This window comes from Duganella rivi (assembly GCF_009857435.1).
In the GTDB taxonomy this organism is placed as follows: Bacteria; Pseudomonadota; Gammaproteobacteria; order Burkholderiales; family Burkholderiaceae_D; genus Rugamonas; species Rugamonas rivi.
Genome location: NZ_WWCK01000002.1, coordinates 384282 through 410032 on the forward strand (window position 1 = coordinate 384282; position 25751 = coordinate 410032).

The following is a 25751-nucleotide window of genomic DNA, read 5'->3' on the forward strand; positions in this document are numbered from 1 at the left end:
TCATCGATGTAATGAAAGGGACTTACGAATGCCACTTCGCCGCATGATTCGACACGCTTTGACGGTTTTCACGCTTGCCACGTTGTCCGCAACAACCGCTCATGCTGGCACGCTGGTGATCGAGAGCTGGCGCGTGGACGACAAAACGCTGTGGGAGAAAGTGCTGATCCCTGCGTTCGAAAAAAATCATCCGGGCATCGACATCAAATTCGCGCCGACCGCGCCGACCGAGTATGACTCCAGCCTGGCGGCGCGGCTGGCCGGCGGCACCGCCGGCGACCTGATCGCCTGCCGCCCGTTCGACGTCTCGCTGTCGCTGTACAAAAAAGGCCACCTCGAAAAGCTGGACGGCAAGCCGGGCATGCAGAACTTCGCACCCACCGCCACGGTGGCGTGGCAAACCGACGACGGCAAAGACGCTTTCTGCATGCCGGTCGCCTCGGTGATCCACGGTTTTTTGTACAACAAGAAGATCTTCAAGAAGTACAACCTGCAAGCGCCTAAAACGGTGGACGAGTTCTTCGCCTTGCTGGAATCACTGAAAAAAGCCGGCGTCACGCCGCTGGCGCTGGGCACAGCCGATCAATGGGAATCGAGCCAAATGGTTTATACCAATATCGGACCGAACTTCTGGCGTGGCGAAGAAGGGCGCAAGGCGCTTATCGCCGGCAAGGCCAAGCTGACCGACGCGCCGTTCGTGGAAGCCTTGCAGTTCGAGCAGCGCATGGGCGCTTATCTCGGCAAGGGTGCCAGCGCGCAAACCTACGGCGATAGCCAAAACCTGTTCTCACTGGGCCGCGCGGCAATCTATCCAACCGGCTCTTGGGACATCTCGTACTTCGGCCAGACGGCGGGATTGGAGCTTGGCGCGTTTCCGCCGCCGGTGCGCAAGGCTGGTGACGCCTGTTTCATCTCGGACCACATGGACATTGGCATTGGCATCAACAAGAAATCCAGGAACAAAGAGGATGCCTACAAATTCCTGGCATGGGTCGGCTCGCAGGAATTCGCCGACATCTACACCAACCGCGTAACCGGCTTCTTCTCGCTATCGCATCACCTGATCTCGGTGCGCGATCCGGTCGCCAAGCAGATGGCGGAGTGGCGCAACAGCTGCGCCTCCACCATCCGCTTCAACGCGCAGGTGCTGAATCGCGGCCAGCCGAGCATGGAGAGCGAACTTTGGAATGTGAACTCACAGGTTTTGAACGGCAAGTTGGCGCCGAAAGACGCTGCGCTCCGGCTGCAAAACGGTTTTGCAAAGTGGTACAAACCTCAGCAAAAGTAGCGTCACACTAGATCCCTCCCTTCGATTGTGTGTGATCCATTTGGCCGGCGCCGGGCGCGGCGCCGGTTCTTTTTTGTCCGAATTCTGGAGGAAGTTTTGAAGCATGAGGTGAATACAGTGCGGCCCTGGCAGTTGCTGCTGTTCCTGGCGCCAGCGCTGATTATCTACGGCCTGTTTAGCGCGCTGCCGCTGATGCAGACGCTGGGACAAGGCTTCTTCAGCGCCGACGATAGCGGTCATGCGGTGTTTGCCGGTCTCGATAACTTTCGCATGGTGCTGCTCGATCCTGACTGGTCGGCCGGTTTCTGGAATGCGATGATCAACAACGCCAAGTTCTTTTGCCTGCACATGCTGCTGCAAAATCCGATCGGCTTGCTGTTGGCGACTTTATTCAGCTTGAAGGGATTACGCGGTGCGCGCACCTACCGCACGCTGATCTTTTTACCGACGTTGCTGTCGGTGGTGATCATCGGTTTTATCTGGCAGCTGATCCTGTCGCCGCTGTGGGGCGTGGGCGAGAAACTGATGGGCTTTGCCGGCTTGGCTGATTTCTTCGCGCCTTGGCTGGGCGACGAGGAGAGCGCACTGACGGCGATTTCCATGGTGTCGGTGTGGCAGTACATCGGCATGCCGATGATGCTGATCTACGCCGCGCTGCTCGCGGTGCCGGACGAAATCGTGGAAGCGGCGCACGTGGAAGGCGCCAGCGCCATGCGCATCTTCTGGCAAATCAAGCTGCCGCTGATTTATCCGACGCTGGGCCTCGTCACCATTTTGACCTTTGTCGCCAACTTCAATGCGTTTGATTTGATTTACTCGATCAAGGGCGCGCTGGCCGGGCCCAATTATTCGACCGATATTCTAGGCACCTTGTTCTACCGGACTTTCTTCGGTTACCAGGCGCAAGTCGGCAACGCCTACCTTGGCTCCGCTGTCGCCACGCTGATGTTCCTCGTGATTCTGGCCGGGGTAGGAGTGTACTTTGTGGGCGTGCAGCGCCGTTTGACGAGGTTCGCATTATGAAGAACCGCTTGATGGTGCACTGCGCCTTGATGGCGTACACGGTGCTGGCGCTGTTCCCGATTGCGCTGATCCTGATTAACTCGGTGAAGACGCGAGAAGCGATCTTTGACGATCCGCTGGCTTTGCCGACCATGGAATCGCTGACCTTTGTCGGCTTCCAGAAAGTCCTCGCCAGCACCAACTTCCTGCTTTACTTCGGCAATAGCCTGATCGTGACGCTGGCGGCGCTGTTCTTCATTTTGCTGTTCGGTGCTATGGCGGCGTGGGCGCTGTCCGAGTATCGCTTCATGGGCAACCGCGTGCTGGCGCTATTTATCGCCATCGGCATCATGATCCCGATCCGGCTTGGCACGGTGTCGATACTGGAGCTGATGGTCAAGCTGGACTTGGTCAATACGCTGACGGCGCTGGTACTGGTCTACACGGCGCAGGGCTTGCCGCTGGCGGTGATGATCCTGTCCGAGTTTATGCGGCAGGTGCCGACGGAGCTAAAAGACGCGGCGCGCTGCGATGGTGTCGGCGAGGTGAAGATTTTCTTCCGCGTGATTCTGCCTTTGATCCGTCCTGCGATGGCGACGGTTGCAGTGTTCACCATGATCCCGGCCTGGAACGACCTGTGGTTCCCGCTGATCCTCGCCCCGTCCGACCGCACCAAGACGGTCACGCTGGGCGTGCAGCAGTTTATCGGGCAGTACGTCACCGACTGGAATTCGGTACTGGCCGCGCTGTCGCTGGCGGTGATCCCGATGCTGATTCTGTATGCGCTGTTCTCGCGCCAATTAATACGCGGCCTCACGGCCGGTGCTGTGAAATAAGGAGAGGCCTTTCAATGGCAAGTGTAAGTCTGAAACAACTGCGCAAATCGTACGATGGCAAGCACGACATCCTTGCCGGTATCGACCTGGAAATCGCGCATGGAGAATTCGTGGTGCTGGTCGGGCCCTCCGGCTGCGGCAAGTCCACGCTGCTGCGCATGCTGTGCGGCTTGGAGAGCATCAGCGGCGGCGATATGCAAATCGGCGGCCGCACGGTCAACCATTTCCCGCCGGCGGAACGCGGCATTGCGATGGTGTTCCAGAGCTACGCGCTGTATCCGCACATGACGGTGTACCAGAACATGGCTTTCGGCCTCAAGGTGGCGGGTAAGGACAAGGCGACGATCAAGCAGCGCATCACCGAGGCTGCCGCCATCCTGAAGATCGATCACCTGCTGGAGCGCTTTCCGCGCGAGCTGTCCGGCGGCCAGCGGCAGCGCGTGGCGATTGGCCGCGCCATCGTGCGCGAGCCGCAGCTGTTCCTGTTTGACGAGCCGCTGTCCAATCTGGATGCGGCCCTGCGCGTGCAAACGCGCCTGGAGATCGCCAAGCTGCATCGCCAGCTAGATGCCACCATCGTCTACGTCACCCACGACCAGGTGGAGGCGATGACCTTGGGCGACAAGATCGTCGTCATGCATGAAGGGCATATCCAGCAAGCCGGTACGCCGCTGGACTTGTACCAGCAGCCGTGCAACCTGTTCGTGGCGGGCTTTATCGGCTCCCCCAAGATGAACTTCCTGGCAGGCGGCGTGGTTGACGCCCACCCCAACGGCATCTCGGTGCTACTCAAGAGTGGCGAGACGGTGCGCGCCGCCGTTGACGGCAGCGGCTTAAAAGCTGGCGACAAGGTAACGCTAGGCCTGCGGGCAGAACACATCAGCGAATCGCGCAGCGGTTCAGAAGTTTTCACGGGCGAGGTCAGTGTGGTCGAGCACCTGGGCGAAGCCAATTACATCTACGTCAGCCGCGAGGGCCGGGAAGACGTAGTAATACGCGGGGATGGCGAACGCCATGTCGCGCCGGGACAAGAGATTGTCTTCTCGGCCGACAGCACGGCCTTCCACGTGTTTGACGAAAAGGGCGAGGCGCGGCGGCGTCTACGCCCCGGAAATATGGTGTCTGCCACGCGCGGCATGATGCGCAGCGCTTGATATCACAGGAGTTCTTTTACTTTTTATAAAACTGGGAGAGTTGAATGAACAAGCCGGAACTGAAGAAAAAACTATTACCACACCTCGTGGCGCTGGCGTTGAGCGGCGGTGCGATGGTGCAGGCCCACGCGACGGAAGCCGTCGCCGAAGAACAGCAAGCCGGCGATGCCGCGCCTTCTGCGGAAGCCAACACGGTGGAGGTGCGCGGTATTCGCGAACGCCTCAAGCGCAATCTGGCGGAGAAGCGCGACTCGGGTAACGTGATCGACACCGTCACCGCTGAAGAAGTGGGCAAGTTCCCAGACAAGAACGTGGCCGACTCGCTGCAACGCGTGCCGGGCATCTCGGTGGATCGCACGTGGGGCGAGGGCCGCGACATCTTCGTGCGCGGCACTGACAAGAACCTCAACCTCACGCAGCTGAACGGACAGGCCGTGGCCTCGGGCTACTGGTGGAAGAACGACTCGCAGAGCCGTGGTTTCAACTACGACATCCTCGCCTCGGAACTGGTGGGTAGCATTGACGTGTACAAGAGCCCATCGGCCGATCTGGATGAAGGCTCTATCGGCGGCTTGGTCAACGTGAAGACGCGCAAGCCGTTCCAGCTGAAATCCCTGGTGGTGCAAGCTTCAGTGGAGGCCACCTACAGCGAACTGCCGAAGAAAACCGATCCGCAGTTTTCCGGCTTAATCAGCTGGACTAATGAGCAGAAAACCTTCGGCGCGCTGCTGGCGGTCAGCAAACAGAAACGCACCATGCGCCGCGATGGCCTGGAAAACTTTACCGATTCGACCAAGTACAACATCGTCGATCAAAACGGCGCAGTGACGCCGGGCGCTTACGCCTCGTGGGGCGGCGGCTCGGCCATCTTCCGCCAAGACCGCGAACGCACCACCGGCAACCTGACCTTGCAAGCGCGCCCGAACGCCAACACCGACATCACGCTGAACTACATGAACTCCGATATGGACATGGACAACAGCAACCAGAACTATCTGTGGGAAGCGGGCGGCCTGGCGGATGCCAAGGGCAATATCCAGGTCACCAATCCGAAGTTCATCACCACTTCCGACGGCACCAAGGCGCTGGTCAGCGGCACCGTTGGCCCAACCGGTGGCGTATCGTTCGAGCCTATCTTCCGCCAGTCGTACGTGAAGTCGGAAGTGCTGGATTTGGAAGGCACCTACGATGCGGACAATTGGAAGTTCCACGGCCAGGCAGGTACGACCAAGGGTTCGGGCGGCAGCAAGCATGACCGCAACTTCTGGTTCGTTGGCGATACGCGCACCACCTTCAACATTGCACCGGACACTTACGAGGTTAAGTATCTGGATATCAGCCCGCTCGATCCTTCCAAACTCACGCTGCAAAGTGCGCGTGACTGGATCCGCCGCATGGAGACCAAGGAAAACTACGCGCAGGGCGATCTGACGCTGGATTTGAACGGTGACTTCTTAAAATCGATCAAGGTTGGCGTCAAACTGCGCGACACCACGGTGCAGAACCGCCGCATCATCGGCACCGCAGGCCCAGGCAGCCCTGGCTGGATCTCGTACTCGCTGGCCGACTTGTCGACCGGGGCTTCGCCGAAACTGAGCCAGGAAGCCGCCAGCGCCGGTTCGCTGACACAGTACGCGTGGGTGGACGATGGACTTGCGTACTCCAAGGGCTTCACCATGTACGACAAGGCCATGACCTACGCCGAAGCCAAGGGCGAGTATTACAAGATCAAGGAAAAAATCTACGCCACCTACCTGCGCGCCGACTTTGCAGTGGGCCAGTGGCGCGGCGACGTCGGCGCCCGCGTGGTCAAGACCGACCAAACCTCCGAGGCCTATCAAGACTTGACCGGCAAGGGCAACTACGTGCTGGGCGACGTCAAGCGCAGCTACACCGACGTGCTGCCGAACCTGAATGCGGTCTACAACGTCAGCAAGGATTTGCTGGTGCGCGGCGCAGTGGCGCGCGTCATGGCGCGTAACACTTATAGTGACTTAAGCGCCAGTACTGAGGTAAGTGGTACTACCAACGCCGCCACCGCCGGCAACCCGCTGCTCAAGCCATTCCACGCAAATCAGGCGGAAATCGGCGCCGAGTGGTATTACGCCGATGCCTCGCTGTTGTCTGCCACGCTGTTCGCCAAAAAGCTGGATACCTTCATCTACACCCAGACCGCCAGCGAGAACGTGGCCGGCGTTACGCGTTCGGTCACCCGCCCGTACAACGCCAGCAGCGGCGCGACCGTCAACGGTTTGGAAGTGCAGTGGCAGCAGGCTTTCAGCAGCGGCTTCGGCGCCATCGTCAACTACACCTTCACCGATGCCAAGACCGGCGCCAACGCGGCCGGCCGCAAGCTGAATGTAATCGGCAACTCGCGCAATCAAGCCAACGTCACCGGTTTCTGGGAGAAGAACGGCTACAGCGCGCGCCTGTCGTACAACTACCGCTCCAAGTCTTACGGCGCGCTGGATGAAGGCGGCCAGGATGTCACCAGCGCCTACGGCCAGTGGGATGCTTCGGCAAGCTGGGACATCACGCCGAAAGTCTCGCTGTACCTGACGGCGGTGAACATCGGGAACGAAGTTATTCGCACCAATACCACCGACGGTTTGCCGGTTGGCGTGTATGAAAACGGCGCGCGCTATAGCCTTGGCCTGAAAGCCAAGTTCTGATAGCGATTTCATAGCGCCTAAAGCCCGATTGCCTGTTTGGCATCGGGCTTTTTTCTATTACAATCGTGTCATTATTTCCAATTGGGATGCTGAGTGATCCGGTTTCGCGTTCGTTCCATCTGCGGCCTGTTGGCTGTCTGCTTGCTGGCGCAATCTGCGCAGGCAGCGGCGACGCTGCAAGTGCTGCACTGGTGGACGTCGCCGAGCGAACGCAAGGCCGCCAACGCGCTGGCCGCGCGTGCAGCCGACGAGGGTATCGAATGGAAGGACGCCGCCATTCCGGGCGGCGCGGGCCTCGGCGCCGGCAAGGTGCTGAAGAGCCGCGTGCTGGCCGGCGATGCGCCGGAAGTAGCGCAGATGATCGGCGTGTCGATTGCCGAATGGGCCGATCTGGGCCTGCTGCTGGAAATCGATAACGTCGCCGCCAGCGCCAACTGGAACGGCGTGCTATTCCCTACGATCCAAACACTGGTCACGCATCGCAAGCACGTAGTGGCGGCGCCGGTCGGCATCCATCGCGTCAATACCCTGTTCTACAACCGCGCCTTGTTCGCGCAGCTGCGCATCGCGCCGCCGCAGAGCTGGGACGATTTCGAAGCCGCTGCGCAGAAGCTGAAGGCGGCCGGCGTGACGCCGCTCGCGCTGAGCAGCGAAGCGTGGCAAGTGGTGACGCTGTTTGAAAATCTCGTGCTGGCCGAGAGCGGGCCGGAATTCTATCGCCAGCTATTTGTGAAGCGCGATCCATCGGCGGCCGCCGACAAGCGCACGGCGGAAGCGCTGCAACGGCTGCGTACCATCAAGGGCTGGGCCAACGGCCAGATCGACGAACGTTCGTGGCCGGAAGTGACGCGCCAGTTTGCACGGCGTGAAGCCGCCATGATGATCATGGGCGACTGGGCCAAGCCCGAACTGCGCGACGCCGGCATGGTGCTGGACGAAGACTTTGCCTGCGGCGTAGCGCCGGGCACCGCCAGGTATCACTTGTACAGCGTTGATACCTTCACCATGTTTGCTGGCGACTATCGCCACATGCCGGCGCAGGAAAAGATGGCGCGCCTGCTGGTGTCGCCGCCGGTGCAGCAAGAGTACAACGTGCTCAAAGGCTCAGTGCCGGTGCGGCGGGATGCTGATACGGCGCGCATGGATAGCTGTGCGCGCGCCTCGTGGACGACGTTCGCGCACGGCGCGGCAGTGCAAGCGCCTAGCCTGGTGCACCGCATGGCGACCGATGAAGCCAGCCGCGACGCCATCATCGCCGAGATACATCGTTATTTTCTAGACGACCGGACGACGCCGGCCGAGGCGCAGCGTCGCCTTGGCGCCTTATTCCGCTTGTTTAACCTGAGAAGCCAAGGAGCATTCGGTGCGCAAGATACTGATCGTAGACGATGACCAAAAGACCCGCGTGCTGCTCAAGACTTATCTTGAGAAGAACCAGTACGAGGTGGTGCTGTCGCATAACGGCGAGAGCTTCCTGGCCGAGCTGAAAACGCACGACGAGCAGCTGTCGCTGGTGATACTGGATGTGATGCTGCCGGATACCGACGGTTTCGCGCTGTGCAAGCAGGTACGCCAGCGCTCCAATGTGCCGATCATTATGCTGACCGCCAGTTCCGACGAGACCGACCGCATTGTCGGCCTGGAATTAGGCGCGGACGATTACATCGCCAAGCCATATAGCCCGCGCGAACTGCTGGCCCGCATCAAGGCCATTCTGCGGCGCACAGCGATTGAAACGCCGTCGGCGCGCTACTACCGCTTCGTTGGTTTCACGCTGGATCTGAAAGAGCGCAAGGTGGTGGATAGCGCCGGCGCGCCGCTGGCGTTGACGGGGCTGGACTTCCAGCTGTTGAAGTACTTCGTTGAGCATCCGGGCGTGATCCTGGATCGCAGCGTATTGTGCGAAGAGACGCGCGGCCGCGATTCCGGGCCGCTGGATCGTTCGCTTGACGTGCAGATCAGCCGCTTGCGCCTGCGACTCAATGACGACGGCAAGCAGCCGGCGCTCATCAAGACCGTGCGTGGCGCTGGCTATGTGTTCTCGGCTGAAGTGAACGTTTCGCATGCGTGAGCATCTGCGTGGCCGCTTGCGGCGGCTGTGGCCTGCCTCGCTGCTGGGCCGACTGACGCTGGTGATGGTGGCGGGCTTGCTGGTCACGCAGCTGGTGGCTAACGCAATCTGGGCCGGCCAATTGCGCTCCAAGGCGCAGGTGGAGGCGCAATCGGCTGCGCAGTACGTGGCGCATAGCGCGTCCGCCGCGATCCGCTTTTACCGTAGCCTGCCGCTCAGCTACCGCGTGCTGACGATTCAGCAAATGCGCGAGATGGGCGGTACACGCTTCTTCGTCCAACTCAATCATGCCTATGTGCCGGTGAAGGAAGTCGCGCCGCACCCCTTGGCCGACAGCGTCAAGGCCACTTTGAGCGCGACGCTGAAAAGCGATCTGCCGCATTCGCCAGTGGCGCGGCTGGCTTTCGCCTGGCCGGATGAACTGGCGGTGTCGGAAGATGTGCGGCTCGGCGATTTGCCGGATGCGTGGGTGCAGCACATCCTGCTGGTGAAGCCGGAACCGGCGCCGATACTGGTGATCCAGACCGAACTCGAACCGGGCAACTGGCTATACATGGCGGCGCTGATGCCGAATCCTTATTTCTTGAGCGGTAACGATCCGTGGGCGTGGGATCGGCTTGCGCTGCAAGGCTTGTCGCTGGCGGCGGTGCTGCTGCTTTGCTTATTGGTGGTGCGCTGGATTACGCGTCCGCTGGCGGCGTTGTCCGATGCCGCTGCTGCGTTCGGGCAGGGCGAACATGCGCCGCCGTTGCCGGAAACCGGTAGCCGTGAATTTATCAATACGGCGCGTGCCTTCAGCGCCATGCGTGAACGCATCCAGCGCTACATTGAGGATCGAGAGCGTTTGTTCATCTCCATCTCGCACGATCTGCGCACGCCGATTACGCGGCTAAAGCTGCGCTCTGAATTGCTGGACGATGAAGTGCTGCGCAACGACTTTGAAGAAGACCTCGATGAGCTGGACATGATGGTGAAAGGCGCGCTTCAATGTGTGAAGGACAGCGATATTCACGAGAATCCGGCGGAGATCAAGCTCGATACGCTGCTCGGGCGACTGGTGCGCAGCGCGCGCATGGCGGGGCATGAGGTGGGTTTTGAGGAATCCGGTTTGTCGGTGCGCGCCAAGCCGCTGGCGCTGAAGCGAGCGATCGGCAATCTGTTGGACAATGCGCTGTACTATGGCAAGCGCGCGGAGATCAGCACGCGGGCCGACATCGGTTCGGTGTCGATCGCGGTGCGCGATCACGGGCCCGGCGTGCCGGAGGATGCGCTGGCGAGTTTGTTTGATCCGTATATGCGGCTGGAGCATGGCCGCGAGCAGAATGATAACGGCATGGGGCTGGGCCTTGGCATCGCGCGCGGCGTGATCGAGGCGCACGGCGGGCAGCTAATCTTGGAGAACCACCCGGAGGGCGGCTTGCACGCCACCATCCGGCTTCCTGCATGAGAGAGACAATGAAGAAAATATCGATAGCTGCATTGATCATTGCGATAGGCGCGTGGACGCCGTTCGTGCCGGCGGCTCAGGCGGCGGCAACTGAGGCCAGTGCGGAGGCCACGGCAGCGGCGCCGGTCAAGCTGCGCTGGGAGATTGTGCGCAATGAGGTGGCAGGGCAGGGCGGGCGTACCAAGGCACGTTTGAGCGTGACCGCGCTGCGTGGGCAGCCGTTGCCGGCCAAGGGCTGGTCGCTGTACTTCAACTGCATGGACGGCCTGGTTACCGGTGCGCTGCCCGGCAATCTGGTACTTGAGCAGGTCGTCGGCGGCAGCTTGTTCCGCGTGCGTCCGGCTGCCGGCTTCAAAGGCCTGCCCGCCGGCCGCAGCTTAAACATCGACTATTACTATCCGAATTTAGCCATCAAGATGGCGCGCGCGCCGGTCGGCCCTTACTTCGTGTTCGACGCCGCGCCGGACGTGGCCTACGCCATCGCCGACTTCCAGCAGCAATTGCCGACGCGCGCCGAACAGCTTAAACGCCCGGCCGATAAGCACGCGCTGGTGACCACGCAAGACGTCTTCCACCGCAACGCGCGCGCCGACGTGCTTCCGGCAAGCGCACTGCCGCCGATATTCCCAACGCCGTTGGAACTACGCACCGGCGCCGGCCGCGTACAGCTGGCCCGTGCACCGCAAGTTATCGCCGGCCCGGGACTGCAAAACGAAACGGCGGCTGCGCGCGCGCTGTTTGCGCGCTACCTGCCGCAGCAAGGCGACGCCAATCGCGCACCGGTGCCGCTGCGCTTGCGCATCGCCGCAGTGGGTGGCCAGTCCTCGCCGGAAGCCTACGAACTCACGATCAACAGCGACGACGGCATCAACATCACCGGTAACACCGCTGCAGGCGTAGCGCGCGGCCTACAATCGCTGCATGACCTGCTGCCGCTGCCATCGCAAGCCGCGCCTATCGACCTGCCGGAATTGGAAGTCACCGACGCGCCGCGCTTCGCCTATCGCGGCTTCCAGCTGGACGTGGCGCGCAACTTCCAGCCCAAGGCCGTGGTGCTCAAAACGCTGGATTTGATGGCGGCCTACAAGCTGAATAAGCTGCACTTCCACATCACCGACGATGAAGGCTGGCGCCTGGAGATTGCCGGTCTGCCCGAACTGACCACCATCGGCGCAGTGCGAGGCCACAGCACCAAAGAAGGCGTGCGCCTGCCGCCAACCTACGGCTCCGGCCCGCGCGCCGACGACCCACATGGCAGCGGCTATTACACCCGCGCCGACTACATCGAGATCCTGCGCTACGCCGCCGCGCGCCACATCGAGGTGATCCCGGAAATCGAAATGCCGGGCCACGCGCGCGCCGCCGTTAAAGCCATGGAGGCGCGCTACCACCGCATGCAGGCTGCGGGCGAGCAGGGCGCGGCCAAGTACCTGCTCAATGATTTCGACGACCGCTCGGTGTACAAGTCGCCGCAGGAATACACCGACCACGTGATCAATCCGGGACTCGAATCGAGCTACGTCTTCATCGAACAAGTGGTGGCACAAATAGCGGCGCTGCACCGCGAAGCCGGTGTGCCGCTCAAGACCATGCACATGGGCGGCGACGAACTGCCGCACGGCGCGTGGGAGCAATCGCCGGTCAGCCGCGCGCTGATGCAGAAGGAAAAACTCACCAGCACCGCCGACCTGTGGGACTACTTCTACAACCGCGTCGACGGCATCTTGCGCAAGCACGGCATGTTTGCATCGGGCTGGGAGGAGATGGGTGCGCGCCGCTCGGCGCAGGAAGGCGCGCAGCAGCTGCCGAATCCGCGCTTCACGCAGCGCGGCTTTAGCCTCTACGTGTGGAATAACACGCCGGGCAACGAAGATTTTGCCTACCGGCTGGCTAATGCCGGCTACGACATCGTGCTGGCGCCAGTCACCAATATGTACCTCGATATGGCGGCCAATGGCAATCCCGAGGAGCCGGGCGTCAACTGGGGCGCCTACGTCGAGCTGGACACGGTGTACGACTTCAAGCCGCTGGCCATGACAAGCGCTGGCCTGACCGAGGCCGGCCGTCGTCACATACGCGGCATCGAGGCCACGCTGTTCTCGGAAACCATCCGCGACGCCAGCCGTCTCGATTACCTGATGATGCCGCGCTTGCTGGCGGTGGCCGAGCGTGCCTGGGCCGCCGATCCGGCATGGGCGCAGGAATCCGACGCCACGCGCGCCGCAGCCCTGCACCGCGCCGCGTGGTCCGGCTTCGTCAACGTGCTGGGGCAGCGGGTGCTGCCGCGCCTCGACCTCGAGCGCGGCGATGTGGCCTACCGCATCGCGCCGCCGGGCATGGTGGTGGAGGGCGGCAAAGTGCTGGTCAACCACGTGCTGCCCGGCCTCACCCTGCGCTACACCACTGACGGCACCCTGCCGACCGTGCAGAGCAAGCCGGTAACCGGGCCAATCACGGCCAAGGGCGTGATCCAGGCCGCCGCCTTCGACCGCACCGGCCGCGCGGGACTGGTGGCGCGCATCGTCAATCGCTGAACATCCGGCTTTTTTGTCGTCCAGCCCCCGATTTTTGCAGTTTGTCGCAATCCGGGGGCGGCCGCCAAGCGCGCGCGGGTATGATTGCCGGAATCACATTCAAGGATTTTCCCCATGAAGAAGCTTTTCCAGTTTGGCCTGCTGTTTGCCGCTTTTTGTGCCCTGTTCGGCCGCGCGGACGCCGCCGATGACACCGAAACCCGCTCGATTCCCATCGATGCGCGCGTGGTGCGCGTCAAGCTGGACGGCGTGATCGACCTCAAGTTGCGCCAGGGCGACGTCGCCTCGCTGCGCATCACCGGCGAAAAGCGCTACCTGGAAAAGCTGACAGCGTCGCAAAGTGGCGACACCTTGCATCTCGAAACCGAGGGGCGCGGCGTGAAAGTAGGGCGCTCCACCACCCGCGCCGAGCTGGTGTTGCCCAACCTGCGCGAGGTAGTATCGGAGGGCGTGGGCGCGACCGAGATCAACGGCTTCAGCGGCGAGGAGCTGGAGCTGACCATGGACGGCGCCGGCAGCATGAAAGTGGTGTGCGATTACCGCTCGCTGAAGGCGAATCTGGGCGGCGTTGGCAGCATGAATTTGTGGATCAGCGAAAATGACCACGTCGACCTGGACTTGCGCGGCGCCGGCTACATCACGCTGGGCGGGCGCAGCAAGCTGCTCAGGGCCAGCCTGGGCGGTGTCGGCGGCCTGAATGCGCAGCAGTTCCAGGCGGAGTCGGTCAATGTCGAGCTGAGCGGCTTGGGCAACGCCACTGTCACGGCCAAGACCAACGCCACCTTGAACCTGAGCGGCCTTGGATCGGTCATTGTGTATGGCAAGCCTTTGAACCGCAACGTCAGCGTTGATGGACTGGGCAAAGTCAGCTGGAAATAAAAGCGATGAAAAAAATCATACTAGCGATGCTGATCGCACTAGGCTGGCAGCAGGCCGCCATGGCCGGCTTTGCCGAGGGCGCCACGGCCTACAACAGCAAGAATTACGCAGTAGCCTTGAAGGAAATCCGGCCGCTGGCGCAATCCGGCAATGCCGATGCCGAGCATTTGATGGGCCTGATGTATTACATGGGCCGCGGCGTGCCGCAGGATTACAAGACAGCGCTGGAATGGCACCGCAAGGCCGCGCTCAAGGGCAAGGCCGATGCGCAGTATGTGGTGGGCGCGATGTATTACACCGGCAATGCGGTGATTCAGGATCACAAGCAGGCGGTGTCGTGGTTCCGCAAGGCGGCCGAGCAGGGCCACCCGGATGCGCAGCAGGTGCTGGGGCTGATGTATCGCTACCACATCGGCGGCATGCCGCAGGATAACGTGATTGCCTATATGTTGTGGAATCTGGCGGCAGCCGGCGGCTCGGCCAACGCGGCCGAACAGCGCGCGATTGTGCTCAAGAGCCTGACGCCGGAGCAGATTGAGGAAGGGCAGGCCTTGTCGGCCGCGTGGCGGGTTAATACTCCGCTACCTCAGAAGTCCCGGACTGGCGGCGGCTGATACCCCCGCGACGGATCGCCGAGCGGGGTAAAATCGTACTTTCCTTGAAAGGCGATTATGCGCGCGATTGAAATCACCCAACCCGGCCCGGCCGATGTCCTGAAACTCTGCGAACGCCCGATGCCGGTAGTCAAAGCCGGCGAAGTGCTGATTAAAGTACATGCAGCCGGCGTCAACCGGCCTGACGTGTTCCAGCGCATGGGCAATTACGCGCCGCCGCCGGGTGCTTCCGACATCCCCGGCCTCGAAGTGGCCGGCGAAATTGTCGACGGCGACCTCGATTACACCACCCTCGATATCGGCGACCATGTCTGCGCTTTGGTGCAGGGCGGCGGCTATGCCGAGTACGTTGTTGCGCCGGTGCAGCAAGTTTTACCGGTGCCAAAAGGGTGGTCGATGCTGGAAGCGGCCACAATCCCGGAAAATTACTTCACAGTCTGGAGCAACGTTTTTGACCGTGCCAAACTGTCCGCCGGTGAAACTTTACTAGTCCAGGGCGGCAGCTCCGGCATCGGCGTGACGGCCATCCAATTGGCGTCCGCGATGGGCCACCGGGTGTTCGCCACCGCAGGCAGCGACGACAAGGTCGCGGCCTGCGTGGCGCTCGGCGCCGAGCGCGGCATCAACTATAAAACCGAGGATTTCGGCACCGTGGTCAAGTCGCTCACCAACGACCGCGGCGTCGATGTCATTTTGGACATGGTGGCCGGAGACTACCTGCCACGCGAGCTTTCCTGCCTTGCAGACGATGGCCGCATCGCCATCATCGCCACCCTGGGCGGCGGCAAGGCCACGCTGGACATGGGGCAGGTGCTGCGCCGCCGGCTGACCGTAACCGGCTCCACCTTGCGTCCGCGCTCGGCCGAATTCAAGGGCGAGATCGCGCGCAAGCTCAAAGAGAAAGTCTGGCCGATGATGGCCGAGCGCAAACTCAAGCCGGTGATCCATACCGTCTTCCCGCTGGAGCAGGCGGCCGCCGCGCACGCGCTCATGGAGAGCAGCTCGCACGTCGGGAAAATCATGTTACAGGTGATTTGATAGGCATTTCGTTGTAAAATGCGTAGTAAATTTACGGTTTTTGCTAGCCGGGGATTCGCTTTGCCTGTTTGACCCGGCCATTTTTGGCGCGGTAAAATGGCGGGTTGATTAATTTTTAGGCTAGCTATGCGTCGCAAACTCGTAATCGGTAACTGGAAAATGAACGGCAGCCGCGCCGGTAACACGGCACTGCTGTCCGGCATTGTTGCCGGCTTGAACGATTTTGGCGCGGACTGCGCGGTGTGTGTGCCGGCGCCGTATCTGGCGCAGGCGCAAACCGAGCTGGAGGGCACTGCGGTGGCGTGGGGGGCGCAAGACGTATCTATTCACGCCAGTGGCGCGTACACTGGTGAAGTATCGGCAGCGATGCTGCTGGACTTCGGCGCACAATATGTGTTGTGCGGCCACTCGGAGCGCCGCGCCTACCATGGCGAGAGCAGCGAGCTGGTGGCGCAAAAGGTGGTGGCGGCTCTGGCTGCCGGTCTGACCCCGGTAGCATGCTTCGGCGAAACGCTGGCGCAGCGCGAAGCAGGGGAGACCGAGGCAGTGATCTGCGGCCAGCTGCAGGCGGTGCTCGATGTATTGACGCCGGAGCAAGTGGCGAAAGTGGTGCTGGCTTACGAGCCAGTCTGGGCGATCGGCACCGGCAAAACTGCCACGCCACAAATCGCGCAGGCGGCGCACCAATTCCTGCGTGCCCGCCTGGCGCAGAAAAATGCGGCAGTAGCGCAAAATGTGCAGATTCTCTACGGCGGCAGCATGAAGCCGGAGAATGCAAAAGAATTGATGGCTCAGCCGGATATTGACGGCGGCTTGATTGGCGGTGCAGCTTTAAATCCGACTGATTTTCTCGGGATTATTCAGGCCGTATAAAGCAGTAGAAACAAAACGATACAAAACTTTTATTTTGGAATGGAATAACATGGGCAGCTTGTTCAATCTGGTTATCGTAGTGCAGGTCATTTCGGCTATCGCCATTATCGGCTTGGTGTTGTTGCAGCACGGCAAGGGCGCCGACATGGGTGCGGCCTTCGGTTCCGGCGCGTCCGGCAGCCTGTTTGGCGCCACCGGCTCCTCGAACTTCATGTCCAAGTCGACCGGCGTGGCAGCGGCGATCTTCTTCAGCGCCACCCTGGCCCTGTCGTACATCACCACCCACCAGGTTAATAATGTGAGCGGCGGTGTGATGGATAAGGCGATCCCGGCAGCACCGGCAGCACCAGTTGCCGCGCCAGCAAGCGCACCTGCTGCGCCGGCCGCGCCAGCTGCTTCGGCACCGGCGCCTGCAAACTCGATCCCAAAGTAATATAATCTTGTAGTAAATTCGTCGTTGTTGATAATTTTTTAAGTTGTTTGCTCAATGTTTTGGCAGTATCTTAGTGAGCAGCAAAATAATTAAAAGATTTATCGTTTTTCTTCTTGTTTTGACGCAATACGGCATTAACAACCGCGTAAAAACGAAGTAAAATAACGGCCTTATGCCGACGTGGTGAAATTGGTAGACACGCTATCTTGAGGGGGTAGTGGCGCAAGCTGTACGAGTTCGAGTCTCGTCGTCGGCACCAGAATATAGGCCAGCAAGGGTGGTACCAAGCTGGCTTTTTTACGAGGATGTGTCGTTCGATCCTGGTCTTCAGTAATACGATTGGGGCGAACGTTAAGCGCACCGCAAAACACCGCGATGTGTCCTTTCAACTGACCGTTCAACATAAGCTCATCAATCGTGAACCTCGAAAATTATCTCCCCGTTCTCTTGTTCATCCTCGTCGGTCTCGGCGTAGGTATCGCTCCCCAAGTTCTGGGCCACATCCTTGGTCCTAAAAAGCCTGACGCAGCAAAACTCTCCCCGTATGAATGCGGCTTCGAAGCGTTCGAAGACGCGCGCATGAAATTCGACGTGCGTTACTACCTCGTCGCGATTCTCTTTATTTTGTTCGATCTGGAAACGGCATTCTTCTTCCCTTGGGGCGTATCCATGCGCGAACTGGGCTGGCAGGGTTTCGTGACGATGATGGTGTTCATCGCCGAATTCGTGGTCGGTTTTTGGTATATCTGGAAGAAAGGTGCCCTTGATTGGGAATAAGCCATGGCTATTGAAGGCGTATTAAACGAAGGTTTCATCACCACCTCGGCCGACAAGCTGATCAACTGGGCGCGTACGGGTTCGATGTTCCCGATGACGTTCGGTCTGGCCTGCTGCGCAGTCGAAATGATGCACGTGGGCGCAGCCCGTTACGACATGGACCGCTTCGGCGTGGTGTTCCGTCCATCGCCACGTCAATCCGACGTGATGATCGTGGCCGGCACGCTGTGCAACAAGATGGCCCCGGCACTGCGCAAGGTCTACGACCAGATGCCAGAGCCGCGCTGGGTCATCTCGATGGGTTCCTGCGCCAACGGCGGCGGCTACTATCACTACTCCTACTCCGTCGTGCGCGGCTGCGATCGCATCGTGCCGGTCGACGTGTACGTGCCAGGCTGTCCTCCAACTGCTGAAGCCCTGTTGTACGGCATCATGCAGCTGCAGAACAAGATCAAGCGCACCAACACCATCGCACGCTAACGGGGGCGCTACAAGAAATGACTACTCATCTGGAAAAACTCCAAACCGCCCTCGGCACTGCCCTGGGCGATCGCGTTACTACGGTCGTTGCGCTGGGCGAAATCACCTTGACGGTGAAGGCCGCCGACTACTACGGCGTGATGCAAACGCTGCGCGACGACAAATCGCTGGGCTTCGATCAGCTGATCGACCTGTGCGGCGTGGACTACCTGAACTACGGTGACGGTGCATGGGACGGCCAGCGTTTTGCTGCAGTCGTCCATTTGCTGTCTGTGAAGAACAACTGGCGCGTGCGCGTGCGCGCATTCTGCGCCGACGACGACATGCCGCTGCTGCCGTCCGTGACCCCGCTGTGGCGCGCGGTCAACTGGTACGAGCGCGAAGCGTTCGACATGTTCGGCATCCTGTTCGAAAACCACAACGACCTGCGCCGCATCCTGACCGACTACGGTTTCATCGGCCACCCGTTCCGCAAAGACTTCCCGGTGTCGGGCTACGTCGAAATGCGCTACGACGCCGATCAAAAGCGCGTGGTCTACCAGCCGGTCACGATCGAGCCGCGTGAAAACGTGCCGCGCGTGATCCGCGAAGAAAACTACGGGAAGTAAGAACATGGCAGAAATTAAAAACTACACCCTGAACTTCGGCCCGCAACACCCGGCCGCGCACGGCGTGCTGCGCCTGGTGCTGGAGCTGGACGGCGAGGTGATCCAGCGTGCCGACCCGCACATCGGCCTGCTGCACCGCGGCACCGAGAAGCTGGCGGAACAGAAGACCTACCTGCAGTCGGTGCCGTACATGGACCGCTTGGACTACGTGTCGATGATGTGCAACGAGCACGCCTACGTCATGGCCATCGAAAAAATGCTGGGTATCGACGTGCCGCTGCGCGCGCAATACATCCGCGTGATGTTCGACGAAATGACCCGTATCCTGAACCACCTGATGTGGCTGGGCGCGCACGCGCTGGACGTCGGTGCCATGGGCCCGTTCCTGTACTGCTTCCGCGACCGCGAAGACCTGTTCGACTGCTACGAAGCAGTGTCGGGCGCGCGGATGCACGCGGCTTACTACCGTCCGGGCGGCGTCTACCGCGACCTGCCGGATGCAATGCCGCAGCACAAGCCATCGATCATCCGTTCGGCCAAGGCCATCGACAAGCTCAACGAAGACCGTCAAGGTTCGATGCTGGACTTCATCGAAGCCTTCACCAACCGTTTCCCGACCTACGTAGACGAATACGAAACCCTGCTGACCGACAACCGTATCTGGAAACAGCGTACCGTTGGCATCGGCGTGGTGGCGCCGGAAGATGCACTGGCGATGGGCTTCACCGGCGCCATGCTGCGCGGTTCGGGCATCCAGTGGGACTTGCGCAAGCACCAGCCGTACGAAGTGTACGACCTGATGGACTTCGATATTCCTATCGGCACCAACGGCGACTGCTACGACCGCTATCTGGTCCGCGTGGAAGAACTGCGCCAGTCGAACAAGATTATCAAGCAGTGCGTTGAATGGCTGCGTAACAATCCAGGTCCGGTCATGACCAGCAACCGCAAGGTTGCCCCGCCTAACCGCGTGGACATGAAGACCAACATGGAATCGCTGATCCACCACTTCAAGCTGTTCACCGAGGGCTTCCACGTGCCTCCAGGCGAAGCTTACGCAGCGGTGGAACATCCGAAGGGCGAATTCGGCGTCTACCTGATGTCCGACGGCGCTAACAAGCCATACCGCGTGAAACTGCGCGCTCCAGACTACGCACACTTGCAGTCGCTGGATGAAATGGCGCGTGGCCACATGATTGCCGACGCTGTGACCATCATTGGCACGCAAGACATCGTGTTCGGCAGTATTGACCGCTAAGTCCGAGAGGCAAAAGAATGTTGTTATCTGAGCAGTGCTACAAAAAAATCGATCGCGAGCTGGCCAAGTACCCAGACGATCAGCGCCAATCGGCCGTGATGGCCGCGCTGGCGCACGCCCAGGTTGAACTGGGCTGGGTCTCGCCTGAAACCATGCAGGAACTGGCCGACTACATCCGCATGCCGGCCATCGCCGTGCAGGAAGTCGCGACTTTCTACAATATGTACAACCTGAAGCCGGTTGGTAAGCACAAGATCACCGTGTGCACCAACCTGCCTTGCGCCCTGTCGGGCGGCGAGCGCGCGGCGCACCACCTGAAACAGAAGCTGGGCATCGACTACCGTGACACCACGGAAGACGGCGAGTTCACGCTGATGGAAGGCGAGTGCATGGGCGCCTGCGGCGACGCACCGGTGCTGTTGGTGAACAACCACCGCATGTGCAGCTTCATGACCAACGATAAGATCGACTCCCTGGTGGAGGAATTGAAGAAATGACGTCACTCCACGACCGACACATTGATCCCGTCATCCTGGCCGGCCTGAATGGCGATAACTGGCACCTGGAAGACTACGTCAAGCGCGGTGGCTACAGCGCACTGCGCCGTATCATCGAAGAAAAAATCACCCCGGAACAAATCATCGCCGACCTCAAAGCGTCGTCGCTGCGCGGCCGTGGTGGCGCGGGTTTCCCTACCGGCCTGAAGTGGAGCTTCATGCCGCGCCAGTTCCCGGGCCAGAAGTACCTGGTATGTAACTCAGATGAGGGCGAACCAGGCACTTTCAAGGACCGCGACATCCTGCGCTACAACCCGCACGCGCTGATCGAGGGCATGGCCATTGGCGCGTACGCCATGGGCATCACCGTCGGCTACAACTACATCCACGGCGAAATCTTCGAGGTGTACACCCGCTTTGAAGAAGCGCTGGAAGAGGCACGCGCTGCCGGCTTCCTGGGCGACAAGATCATGGGCAGCGAGTTCAGCTTCCAGCTGCACGCGCACCACGGCTACGGCGCCTACATCTGCGGCGAAGAAACCGCGCTGCTGGAATCGCTGGAAGGCAAAAAAGGCCAGCCGCGCTTCAAGCCGCCGTTCCCTGCGTCGTTCGGCCTGTACGGCAAGCCGACCACCATCAACAACACCGAGACCTTCGCTGCGGTTCCGTTCATCCTGAACATGGGCCCGGAGAAGTACCTGGCGATTGGCCGTCCAAACAACGGCGGCTCGAAGATCTTCTCGATCTCGGGCGACGTTGAGCGTCCAGGCAACTACGAAGTTCCACTGGGCACCCCGTTTGCCAAGCTGCTGGAACTGGCAGGCGGCATGCGCGGCGGTAAAAAGATCAAGGCAGTCATCCCTGGCGGTTCGTCCGCTCCAGTGGTGCGCGGCGAGATCATGATGCAAACCGACCTCGACTACGATTCGATCGCGAAAGCGGGTTCGATGCTGGGTTCGGGCGCGGTCATCGTCATGGACGAAACCCGCTGCATGGTCAAGGCGATGGAACGCCTGGCCTACTTCTACTTTGAAGAGTCGTGCGGTCAGTGCACCCCATGCCGTGAAGGCACCGGCTGGATGTACCGCATGATCCACCGTATCGAAAACGGTCAGGGCCGCAAGTCGGATCTGGACGTGTTGAACTCGATCTGCGACAACATCCAGGGCCGCACGATTTGCGCGCTGGGCGACGCGGCAGCAATGCCTATGCGTGCGTTCATCAAGCAATTCCGCGAAGAATTTGAACATCATATCGAGCACAAGCAATGCTGCGTGCCCGCTTATATCTAAGCGTCACAGGTAACGATCACCATGGTTGAAATCGAAATAGACGGCAAAAAAGTCGAAGTCCCTGCTGGTAGCATGGTGATGGACGCCGCCAACAAACTGGGAACCTACATTCCGCACTTCTGCTATCACAAGAAATTGTCGATCGCAGCAAACTGCCGTATGTGCCTCGTCGAAGTGGAAAAGGCGCCTAAGCCTTTGCCAGCATGCGCAACGCCGGTCTCGGCAGGCATGATTGTGCGTTCCGCTTCCGACAAGGCCGTACAGGCACAGAAGTCGGTGATGGAATTCCTGCTGATTAACCACCCGCTGGACTGCCCGATCTGCGATCAGGGCGGCGAGTGCCAACTGCAAGACTTGGCAGTGGGCTACGGCAAGGGCGAATCGCGCTACGAAGAAGACAAGCGCGTGGTAGCTCCTAAAGATGCCGGCCCGCTGGTCTCGATGCAAGAGATGGCGCGCTGCATCCAGTGCACCCGTTGCGTACGCTTTGGCCAGGAAGTGGCCGGCGTGATGGAACTGGGCATGATCGGCCGCGGCGAACACTCGGAAATCACCGCGTTCGTCGGCCAGACCGTGAACTCGGAAATGTCCGGCAACATGATCGACCTGTGCCCAGTGGGCGCACTGACCTCGAAGCCATTCCGCTACAGCGCCCGTACCTGGGAACTGTCGCGCCGTAAATCGGTCTCGCCGCACGACGGCCTCGGCGCCAACCTGATCGTTCAGGTTAAAGGCGGCAAGGTCAAGCGCGTGCTGCCGCTGGAAAACGACGCCGTCAACGAGTGCTGGATTTCCGACAAGGACCGCTTCTCGTACGAAGGTCTGGACACCGCCGACCGTCTGACCCAGCCAATGCTGAAGCAGGGCGGCGAGTGGAAAGAAGTCGATTGGCAGACCGCGCTGGAATACGTGGCGCACGGCCTGAAAAACATCAAGCACGAACACGGCGCCAACGCACTGGCATCGGTCGCTACCCAGCACTCGACGCTGGAAGAGCTGCACCTGCTGCAAAAGCTGACCCGCGCCATGGGTTCGGACAGCGTGGAAACCCGCCTGCGTCAAAGCGATTTCTCGCTGGACGTAACCCCATGGCTGGGCATGTCGATCACCGAATTCGGCGCGCTGAACCGCGCTTTCGTGATCGGTTCGTTCCTGCGCAAAGATCACCCGCTGCTGGCCACGCGTCTGCGTACCGCAGTGAAGGGCGGCGCCAAGCTGTCGATCCTGCACGCAACCGACGACGACCTGCTGATGAACGTCGCCAACAAGATGATCGTTGCTCCATCGGAGTGGCTGTCGGCGCTGTCGCAAGTGGTGGTGGCCGTAGCGAAAGCCAAAGAAGTGGCAGCTCCTGCCGGCTTCGAAGGCGTACAAGCTTCGGACGCGGCTACCGCGATCGCTGCATCGCTGCTGTCGGGCGAGAACAAGGGCGTGTTCCTGGGCAACGCTGCAACCCAGCACCCACAAGCTGCCGCGCTGCACGCAGCCGCACAGTGGATCGCTGAGCAAACCGGCGCCAAGCTGGGCTACCTGACCGAAGCGGCCAACACCGTTGGTTCCTACATCGTCAACGCCAACGGCGGCAAGGCGCCAGCCTTCACCGAGCCTAAGCAAGCCTACCTGCTGCTGAACGCCGAGCCGGAACTGGACGCGTACAACCCGCAAGCCGCCGTCGCCGCGCTGAAAAAAGCCGAGATGGTGGTTGTGATGTCCGCCTACAAGCACGGCATGGACTACGCCGACGTGCTGCTGCCGATTTCGCCATTCAGCGAAACCTCGGGCACCTTCGTCAACGCCGAAGGCCGCGCACAAAGCTTCAACGGCACCGTCAAGCCGCTGCTGGAAACCCGTCCTGCGTGGAAAGTGCTGCGCGTACTGGGCAACATCCTCGGCCTGAGCGGTTTCGACTACGACACCTCGGAAGCGATCCGCGACGAAGTCATCGGCGCCGGCGTGACCGACCTGTCGGGCAAGCTGAACAACGTCAGCAAAGTTGCGCTGACCGCAGCCACTTCCGTGTCGACCGGCACCGAACGTATCGCTGATGTACCGATCTACTTTGCCGACGCCGTGGTGCGCCGCGCCGAGTCGCTGCAGAAGATGGCCGATGCGGCTGCGCCTCAAGCGCACCTGTCGACCACCCTGGCGCAGCAATTGGGTGTTGCCGCTGGCGACAAGGTCAAAGTCACCCAAGGTTCCGGCAGCGCGATCCTGGTCGCCGCTGTTGACGCCAAACTGCCAGCCAACGCCGTGCGCGTGGCCGCTGCTCACGCATCGACCTCGGCACTGGGCGGCATGTTCGGTTCCATCACCGTAGAAAAAGCAGGAGAGGTGAAATAATGGCTCTGCCTGAATTCGTCAATACCATCAATACCCTGGGCGCGACCAGCGTGCTGGCGCCGGTTTGGCCAGCCGTCTGGGCCCTGATCCGCATCATCGTGGTGCTGCTGCCACTGATGGGTCTGGTTGCATACCTGACCCTGTGGGAACGTAAGTTCATCGGCTGGATCCAGATCCGCGTCGGCCCTAACCGCGTCGGCCCGATGGGTCTGCTGCAGCCGATCGCTGACGCGCTGAAACTGCTGTTCAAAGAGATCATTACCCCGGCCAAGGCTAACCCTGGCCTGTTCGTGATCGGCCCGATCATGACCATCATGCCGGCACTGGCATGCTGGGCAGTGGTGCCGTTCGGCCCTGAAGCAGTGCTGGCTAACGTCAACGCCGGCTTGCTGCTGCTGATGGCGATCACCTCGATGGAAGTCTACGGCATCATCATCGCCGGCTGGGCCTCGAACTCGAAGTACTCCTTCATGGGCGCAATGCGCGCCTCGGCACAGATGATCTCGTACGAGATCGCCATGGGCTTCGTGCTGGTGGTGGTGCTGATGGTGTCCGGTTCGCTGAACTTCATCGACATCGTCCAAGGCCAGCAGAAGGGCTTCGGCGCCGACAACGGCCTGAACTTCCTGTCGTGGAACTGGATTCCGCTGCTGCCGCTGTTCGTGGTCTACCTGACCTCCGGCCTGGCAGAGTGCAACCGCCACCCATTCGACGTGGTGGAGGGCGAGTCCGAGATCGTTGCGGGCCACATGGTTGAATACTCGGGCATGGCCTACGCCATGTTCATGCTGGCCGAATACGCCAACATGATCCTGATCGCAACCCTGGGCGCCATCATGTTCCTGGGCGGCTGGTCGGCGCCGTTTGCCTTCCTCGAATTCTGGGGCGGCTTCGGTGGCTTCTTCTGGTTGTTCGCGAAAGCGTTCTTCCTGGTGTCGGTCTTCATCTGGGTGCGCGGTACTTTCCCTCGCTACCGTTACGACCAGATCATGCGCTTGGGCTGGAAAGTATTCATCCCACTGACGCTGGTGTACCTGGTGATCGTGGCAGGCTGGATGCAGACCTCCTGGAATATCTGGAAGTAAGGAATAGAGAAAATGGAACGATTAAAAGATTTCGTCGGCAGCTTCATGCTGACCGAGCTGATCAAAGGGATGGCGCTGACGGGCAAGTACATGTTCTCGCGCAAGATCACGGTGCAGTACCCGGAAGAGAAGACCCCGATGTCGCCTCGCTTCCGCGGCCTGCACGCGCTGCGCCGCTACCCAAATGGCGAAGAGCGCTGCATCGCTTGCAAACTGTGCGAAGCAGTGTGCCCGGCGATGGCGATCACCATCGAATCGGAACAGCGCGACGACGGTTCGCGCCGTACCACGCGTTACGACATCGACCTGACCAAGTGCATCTTCTGCGGTTTCTGCGAAGAATCGTGCCCGGTTGATTCGATCGTTGAAACGCACGTGCTGGAATACCACGGCGAAAAACGCGGCGATCTGTACTACACGAAAGAGATGCTGCTGGCCGTCGGCGACCGTTACGAAAACGATATCGCCGCAGCCCGCGCAGCGGACGCTCCTTATCGCTGACGAAACGCGGGCCGAACTTCGGTGAGGCCCGCAACAGCGATTTGATCAACAAACTGTACGTCTCTTGGGTTA

Annotated in this window: 23 protein-coding genes and 1 tRNA gene; all 24 read left to right on the forward strand. The window is 60.7% G+C overall.

Annotation, left to right across the window (positions count from 1 at the left end; all coding sequences use genetic code 11):
• The first annotated feature begins 28 nt into the window (after nt 1-28).
• The 24 genes from GTP45_RS06275 (at nt 29) to nuoI (ending at nt 25679) form a co-directional block, all read left to right on the forward strand.
• Nucleotides 29-1288 (forward strand): ABC transporter substrate-binding protein, encoded by a 1260-nt coding sequence (locus GTP45_RS06275; protein ID WP_161013022.1) that lies wholly within the window; start codon nt 29-31, stop codon nt 1286-1288.
• A gap of 108 nt (nt 1289-1396) precedes the next feature.
• A complete protein-coding gene (locus tag GTP45_RS06280) occupies nt 1397-2311 on the forward strand; it encodes a carbohydrate ABC transporter permease (protein ID WP_161013023.1) in 915 nt (304 codons plus the stop codon).
• Nucleotides 2308-3126 carry a carbohydrate ABC transporter permease gene (locus GTP45_RS06285; RefSeq protein ID WP_161013024.1) on the forward strand — a complete coding sequence of 273 codons (819 nt, stop codon included), beginning with the start codon at nt 2308-2310 and terminating at the stop codon, nt 3124-3126. Before GTP45_RS06280 ends, GTP45_RS06285 begins: the two co-directional genes overlap by 4 nt.
• Nucleotides 3127-3140: 14 nt before the next feature.
• Nucleotides 3141-4280, forward strand: coding sequence for an ABC transporter ATP-binding protein (locus GTP45_RS06290; protein ID WP_161013025.1), 1140 nt, complete (start codon nt 3141-3143; stop codon nt 4278-4280).
• A 44-nt stretch (nt 4281-4324) separates the two neighbouring features.
• Nucleotides 4325-6952, forward strand: a complete 2628-nt coding sequence (locus GTP45_RS06295; protein WP_161013026.1) for a TonB-dependent receptor — start codon at nt 4325-4327, stop codon at nt 6950-6952.
• 141 nt (nt 6953-7093) lie between these two features.
• Nucleotides 7094-8344 carry an ABC transporter substrate-binding protein gene (locus GTP45_RS06300; protein WP_229258354.1) on the forward strand — a complete coding sequence of 417 codons (1251 nt, stop codon included), beginning with the start codon at nt 7094-7096 and terminating at the stop codon, nt 8342-8344.
• Nucleotides 8316-9023, forward strand: a complete 708-nt coding sequence (locus GTP45_RS06305) for a response regulator (RefSeq protein WP_161013028.1) — start codon at nt 8316-8318, stop codon at nt 9021-9023. Before GTP45_RS06300 ends, GTP45_RS06305 begins: the two co-directional genes overlap by 29 nt.
• Complete coding sequence (locus GTP45_RS06310) at nt 9016-10470, forward strand: ATP-binding protein (protein WP_161013029.1); 1455 nt, start codon at nt 9016-9018, stop codon at nt 10468-10470. Before GTP45_RS06305 ends, GTP45_RS06310 begins: the two co-directional genes overlap by 8 nt.
• 8 nt (nt 10471-10478) lie before the next feature.
• On the forward strand, nt 10479-13004 hold the full coding sequence (locus GTP45_RS06315) for a family 20 glycosylhydrolase (RefSeq protein ID WP_229258355.1): 2526 nt from the start codon (nt 10479-10481) through the stop codon (nt 13002-13004).
• A 114-nt stretch (nt 13005-13118) separates the two neighbouring features.
• Nucleotides 13119-13883 carry a GIN domain-containing protein gene (locus GTP45_RS06320; RefSeq protein WP_161013031.1) on the forward strand — a complete coding sequence of 255 codons (765 nt, stop codon included), beginning with the start codon at nt 13119-13121 and terminating at the stop codon, nt 13881-13883.
• A 5-nt stretch (nt 13884-13888) separates the two neighbouring features.
• On the forward strand, nt 13889-14497 hold the full coding sequence (locus GTP45_RS06325; protein WP_161013032.1) for a tetratricopeptide repeat protein: 609 nt from the start codon (nt 13889-13891) through the stop codon (nt 14495-14497).
• Between the two features lie 57 nt (nt 14498-14554).
• Nucleotides 14555-15535: an NAD(P)H-quinone oxidoreductase gene (locus tag GTP45_RS06330; RefSeq protein WP_161013033.1), complete on the forward strand. Its 981-nt coding sequence runs from the start codon at nt 14555-14557 to the stop codon at nt 15533-15535.
• Between the two features lie 126 nt (nt 15536-15661).
• A complete protein-coding gene (gene tpiA, locus GTP45_RS06335; protein ID WP_161013034.1) occupies nt 15662-16408 on the forward strand; it encodes a triose-phosphate isomerase in 747 nt (248 codons plus the stop codon).
• Between the two features lie 49 nt (nt 16409-16457).
• A complete protein-coding gene (gene secG, locus GTP45_RS06340; protein ID WP_161013035.1) occupies nt 16458-16841 on the forward strand; it encodes a preprotein translocase subunit SecG in 384 nt (127 codons plus the stop codon).
• A 174-nt stretch (nt 16842-17015) separates the two neighbouring features.
• A tRNA-Leu gene (locus tag GTP45_RS06345) sits at nt 17016-17100 on the forward strand.
• 158 nt (nt 17101-17258) lie between these two features.
• Entirely contained in the window at nt 17259-17618 is a 360-nt protein-coding gene (locus GTP45_RS06350; protein WP_072780614.1) for an NADH-quinone oxidoreductase subunit A, read from the forward strand.
• 3 nt (nt 17619-17621) lie between these two features.
• Complete coding sequence (locus GTP45_RS06355) at nt 17622-18098, forward strand: NuoB/complex I 20 kDa subunit family protein (protein WP_008450353.1); 477 nt, start codon at nt 17622-17624, stop codon at nt 18096-18098.
• A gap of 17 nt (nt 18099-18115) precedes the next feature.
• A complete protein-coding gene (locus GTP45_RS06360) occupies nt 18116-18706 on the forward strand; it encodes an NADH-quinone oxidoreductase subunit C (RefSeq protein WP_161013036.1) in 591 nt (196 codons plus the stop codon).
• A gap of 4 nt (nt 18707-18710) precedes the next feature.
• Complete coding sequence (locus GTP45_RS06365; RefSeq protein WP_161013037.1) at nt 18711-19964, forward strand: NADH-quinone oxidoreductase subunit D; 1254 nt, start codon at nt 18711-18713, stop codon at nt 19962-19964.
• 17 nt (nt 19965-19981) lie between these two features.
• The gene (gene nuoE / locus GTP45_RS06370; RefSeq protein ID WP_092273294.1) at nt 19982-20461 is read left to right on the forward strand and encodes an NADH-quinone oxidoreductase subunit NuoE; all 480 of its coding nucleotides are present in this window, start codon (nt 19982-19984) and stop codon (nt 20459-20461) included.
• Nucleotides 20458-21753 (forward strand): NADH-quinone oxidoreductase subunit NuoF, encoded by a 1296-nt coding sequence (nuoF, locus tag GTP45_RS06375; protein WP_092273291.1) that lies wholly within the window; start codon nt 20458-20460, stop codon nt 21751-21753. The genes nuoE and nuoF overlap by 4 nt, the downstream gene beginning before the upstream one ends.
• 21 nt (nt 21754-21774) lie before the next feature.
• Entirely contained in the window at nt 21775-24093 is a 2319-nt protein-coding gene (gene nuoG / locus GTP45_RS06380) for an NADH-quinone oxidoreductase subunit NuoG (protein WP_161013038.1), read from the forward strand.
• On the forward strand, nt 24093-25178 hold the full coding sequence (nuoH, locus tag GTP45_RS06385; RefSeq protein ID WP_161013039.1) for an NADH-quinone oxidoreductase subunit NuoH: 1086 nt from the start codon (nt 24093-24095) through the stop codon (nt 25176-25178). The genes nuoG and nuoH overlap by 1 nt, the downstream gene beginning before the upstream one ends.
• Before the next feature lie 12 nt (nt 25179-25190).
• Complete coding sequence (nuoI, locus tag GTP45_RS06390) at nt 25191-25679, forward strand: NADH-quinone oxidoreductase subunit NuoI (RefSeq protein WP_161013040.1); 489 nt, start codon at nt 25191-25193, stop codon at nt 25677-25679.
• Nucleotides 25680-25751 lie beyond the last annotated feature (72 nt).

What these genes read in the sequence shown, in the direction of transcription:
- GTP45_RS06275 (WP_161013022.1), top strand. Translation starts at nt 29, where the DNA reads ATGCCACTTCGCCGCATGATTCGACACGCTTTGACGGTTTTCACGCTT.
- GTP45_RS06285 (WP_161013024.1), top strand. Translation starts at nt 2,308, where the DNA reads ATGAAGAACCGCTTGATGGTGCACTGCGCCTTGATGGCGTACACGGTG.
- GTP45_RS06290 (WP_161013025.1), top strand. Translation starts at nt 3,141, where the DNA reads ATGGCAAGTGTAAGTCTGAAACAACTGCGCAAATCGTACGATGGCAAG.
- GTP45_RS06295 (WP_161013026.1), top strand. Translation starts at nt 4,325, where the DNA reads ATGAACAAGCCGGAACTGAAGAAAAAACTATTACCACACCTCGTGGCG.
- GTP45_RS06310 (WP_161013029.1), top strand. Translation starts at nt 9,016, where the DNA reads ATGCGTGAGCATCTGCGTGGCCGCTTGCGGCGGCTGTGGCCTGCCTCG.
- GTP45_RS06315 (WP_229258355.1), top strand. Translation starts at nt 10,479, where the DNA reads ATGAAGAAAATATCGATAGCTGCATTGATCATTGCGATAGGCGCGTGG.
- GTP45_RS06320 (WP_161013031.1), top strand. Translation starts at nt 13,119, where the DNA reads ATGAAGAAGCTTTTCCAGTTTGGCCTGCTGTTTGCCGCTTTTTGTGCC.
- GTP45_RS06325 (WP_161013032.1), top strand. Translation starts at nt 13,889, where the DNA reads ATGAAAAAAATCATACTAGCGATGCTGATCGCACTAGGCTGGCAGCAG.
- GTP45_RS06330 (WP_161013033.1), top strand. Translation starts at nt 14,555, where the DNA reads ATGCGCGCGATTGAAATCACCCAACCCGGCCCGGCCGATGTCCTGAAA.
- tpiA (WP_161013034.1), top strand. Translation starts at nt 15,662, where the DNA reads ATGCGTCGCAAACTCGTAATCGGTAACTGGAAAATGAACGGCAGCCGC.
- secG (WP_161013035.1), top strand. Translation starts at nt 16,458, where the DNA reads ATGGGCAGCTTGTTCAATCTGGTTATCGTAGTGCAGGTCATTTCGGCT.
- GTP45_RS06355 (WP_008450353.1), top strand. Translation starts at nt 17,622, where the DNA reads ATGGCTATTGAAGGCGTATTAAACGAAGGTTTCATCACCACCTCGGCC.
- GTP45_RS06360 (WP_161013036.1), top strand. Translation starts at nt 18,116, where the DNA reads ATGACTACTCATCTGGAAAAACTCCAAACCGCCCTCGGCACTGCCCTG.
- GTP45_RS06365 (WP_161013037.1), top strand. Translation starts at nt 18,711, where the DNA reads ATGGCAGAAATTAAAAACTACACCCTGAACTTCGGCCCGCAACACCCG.
- nuoE (WP_092273294.1), top strand. Translation starts at nt 19,982, where the DNA reads ATGTTGTTATCTGAGCAGTGCTACAAAAAAATCGATCGCGAGCTGGCC.
- nuoF (WP_092273291.1), top strand. Translation starts at nt 20,458, where the DNA reads ATGACGTCACTCCACGACCGACACATTGATCCCGTCATCCTGGCCGGC.
- nuoG (WP_161013038.1), top strand. Translation starts at nt 21,775, where the DNA reads ATGGTTGAAATCGAAATAGACGGCAAAAAAGTCGAAGTCCCTGCTGGT.
- nuoH (WP_161013039.1), top strand. Translation starts at nt 24,093, where the DNA reads ATGGCTCTGCCTGAATTCGTCAATACCATCAATACCCTGGGCGCGACC.
- nuoI (WP_161013040.1), top strand. Translation starts at nt 25,191, where the DNA reads ATGGAACGATTAAAAGATTTCGTCGGCAGCTTCATGCTGACCGAGCTG.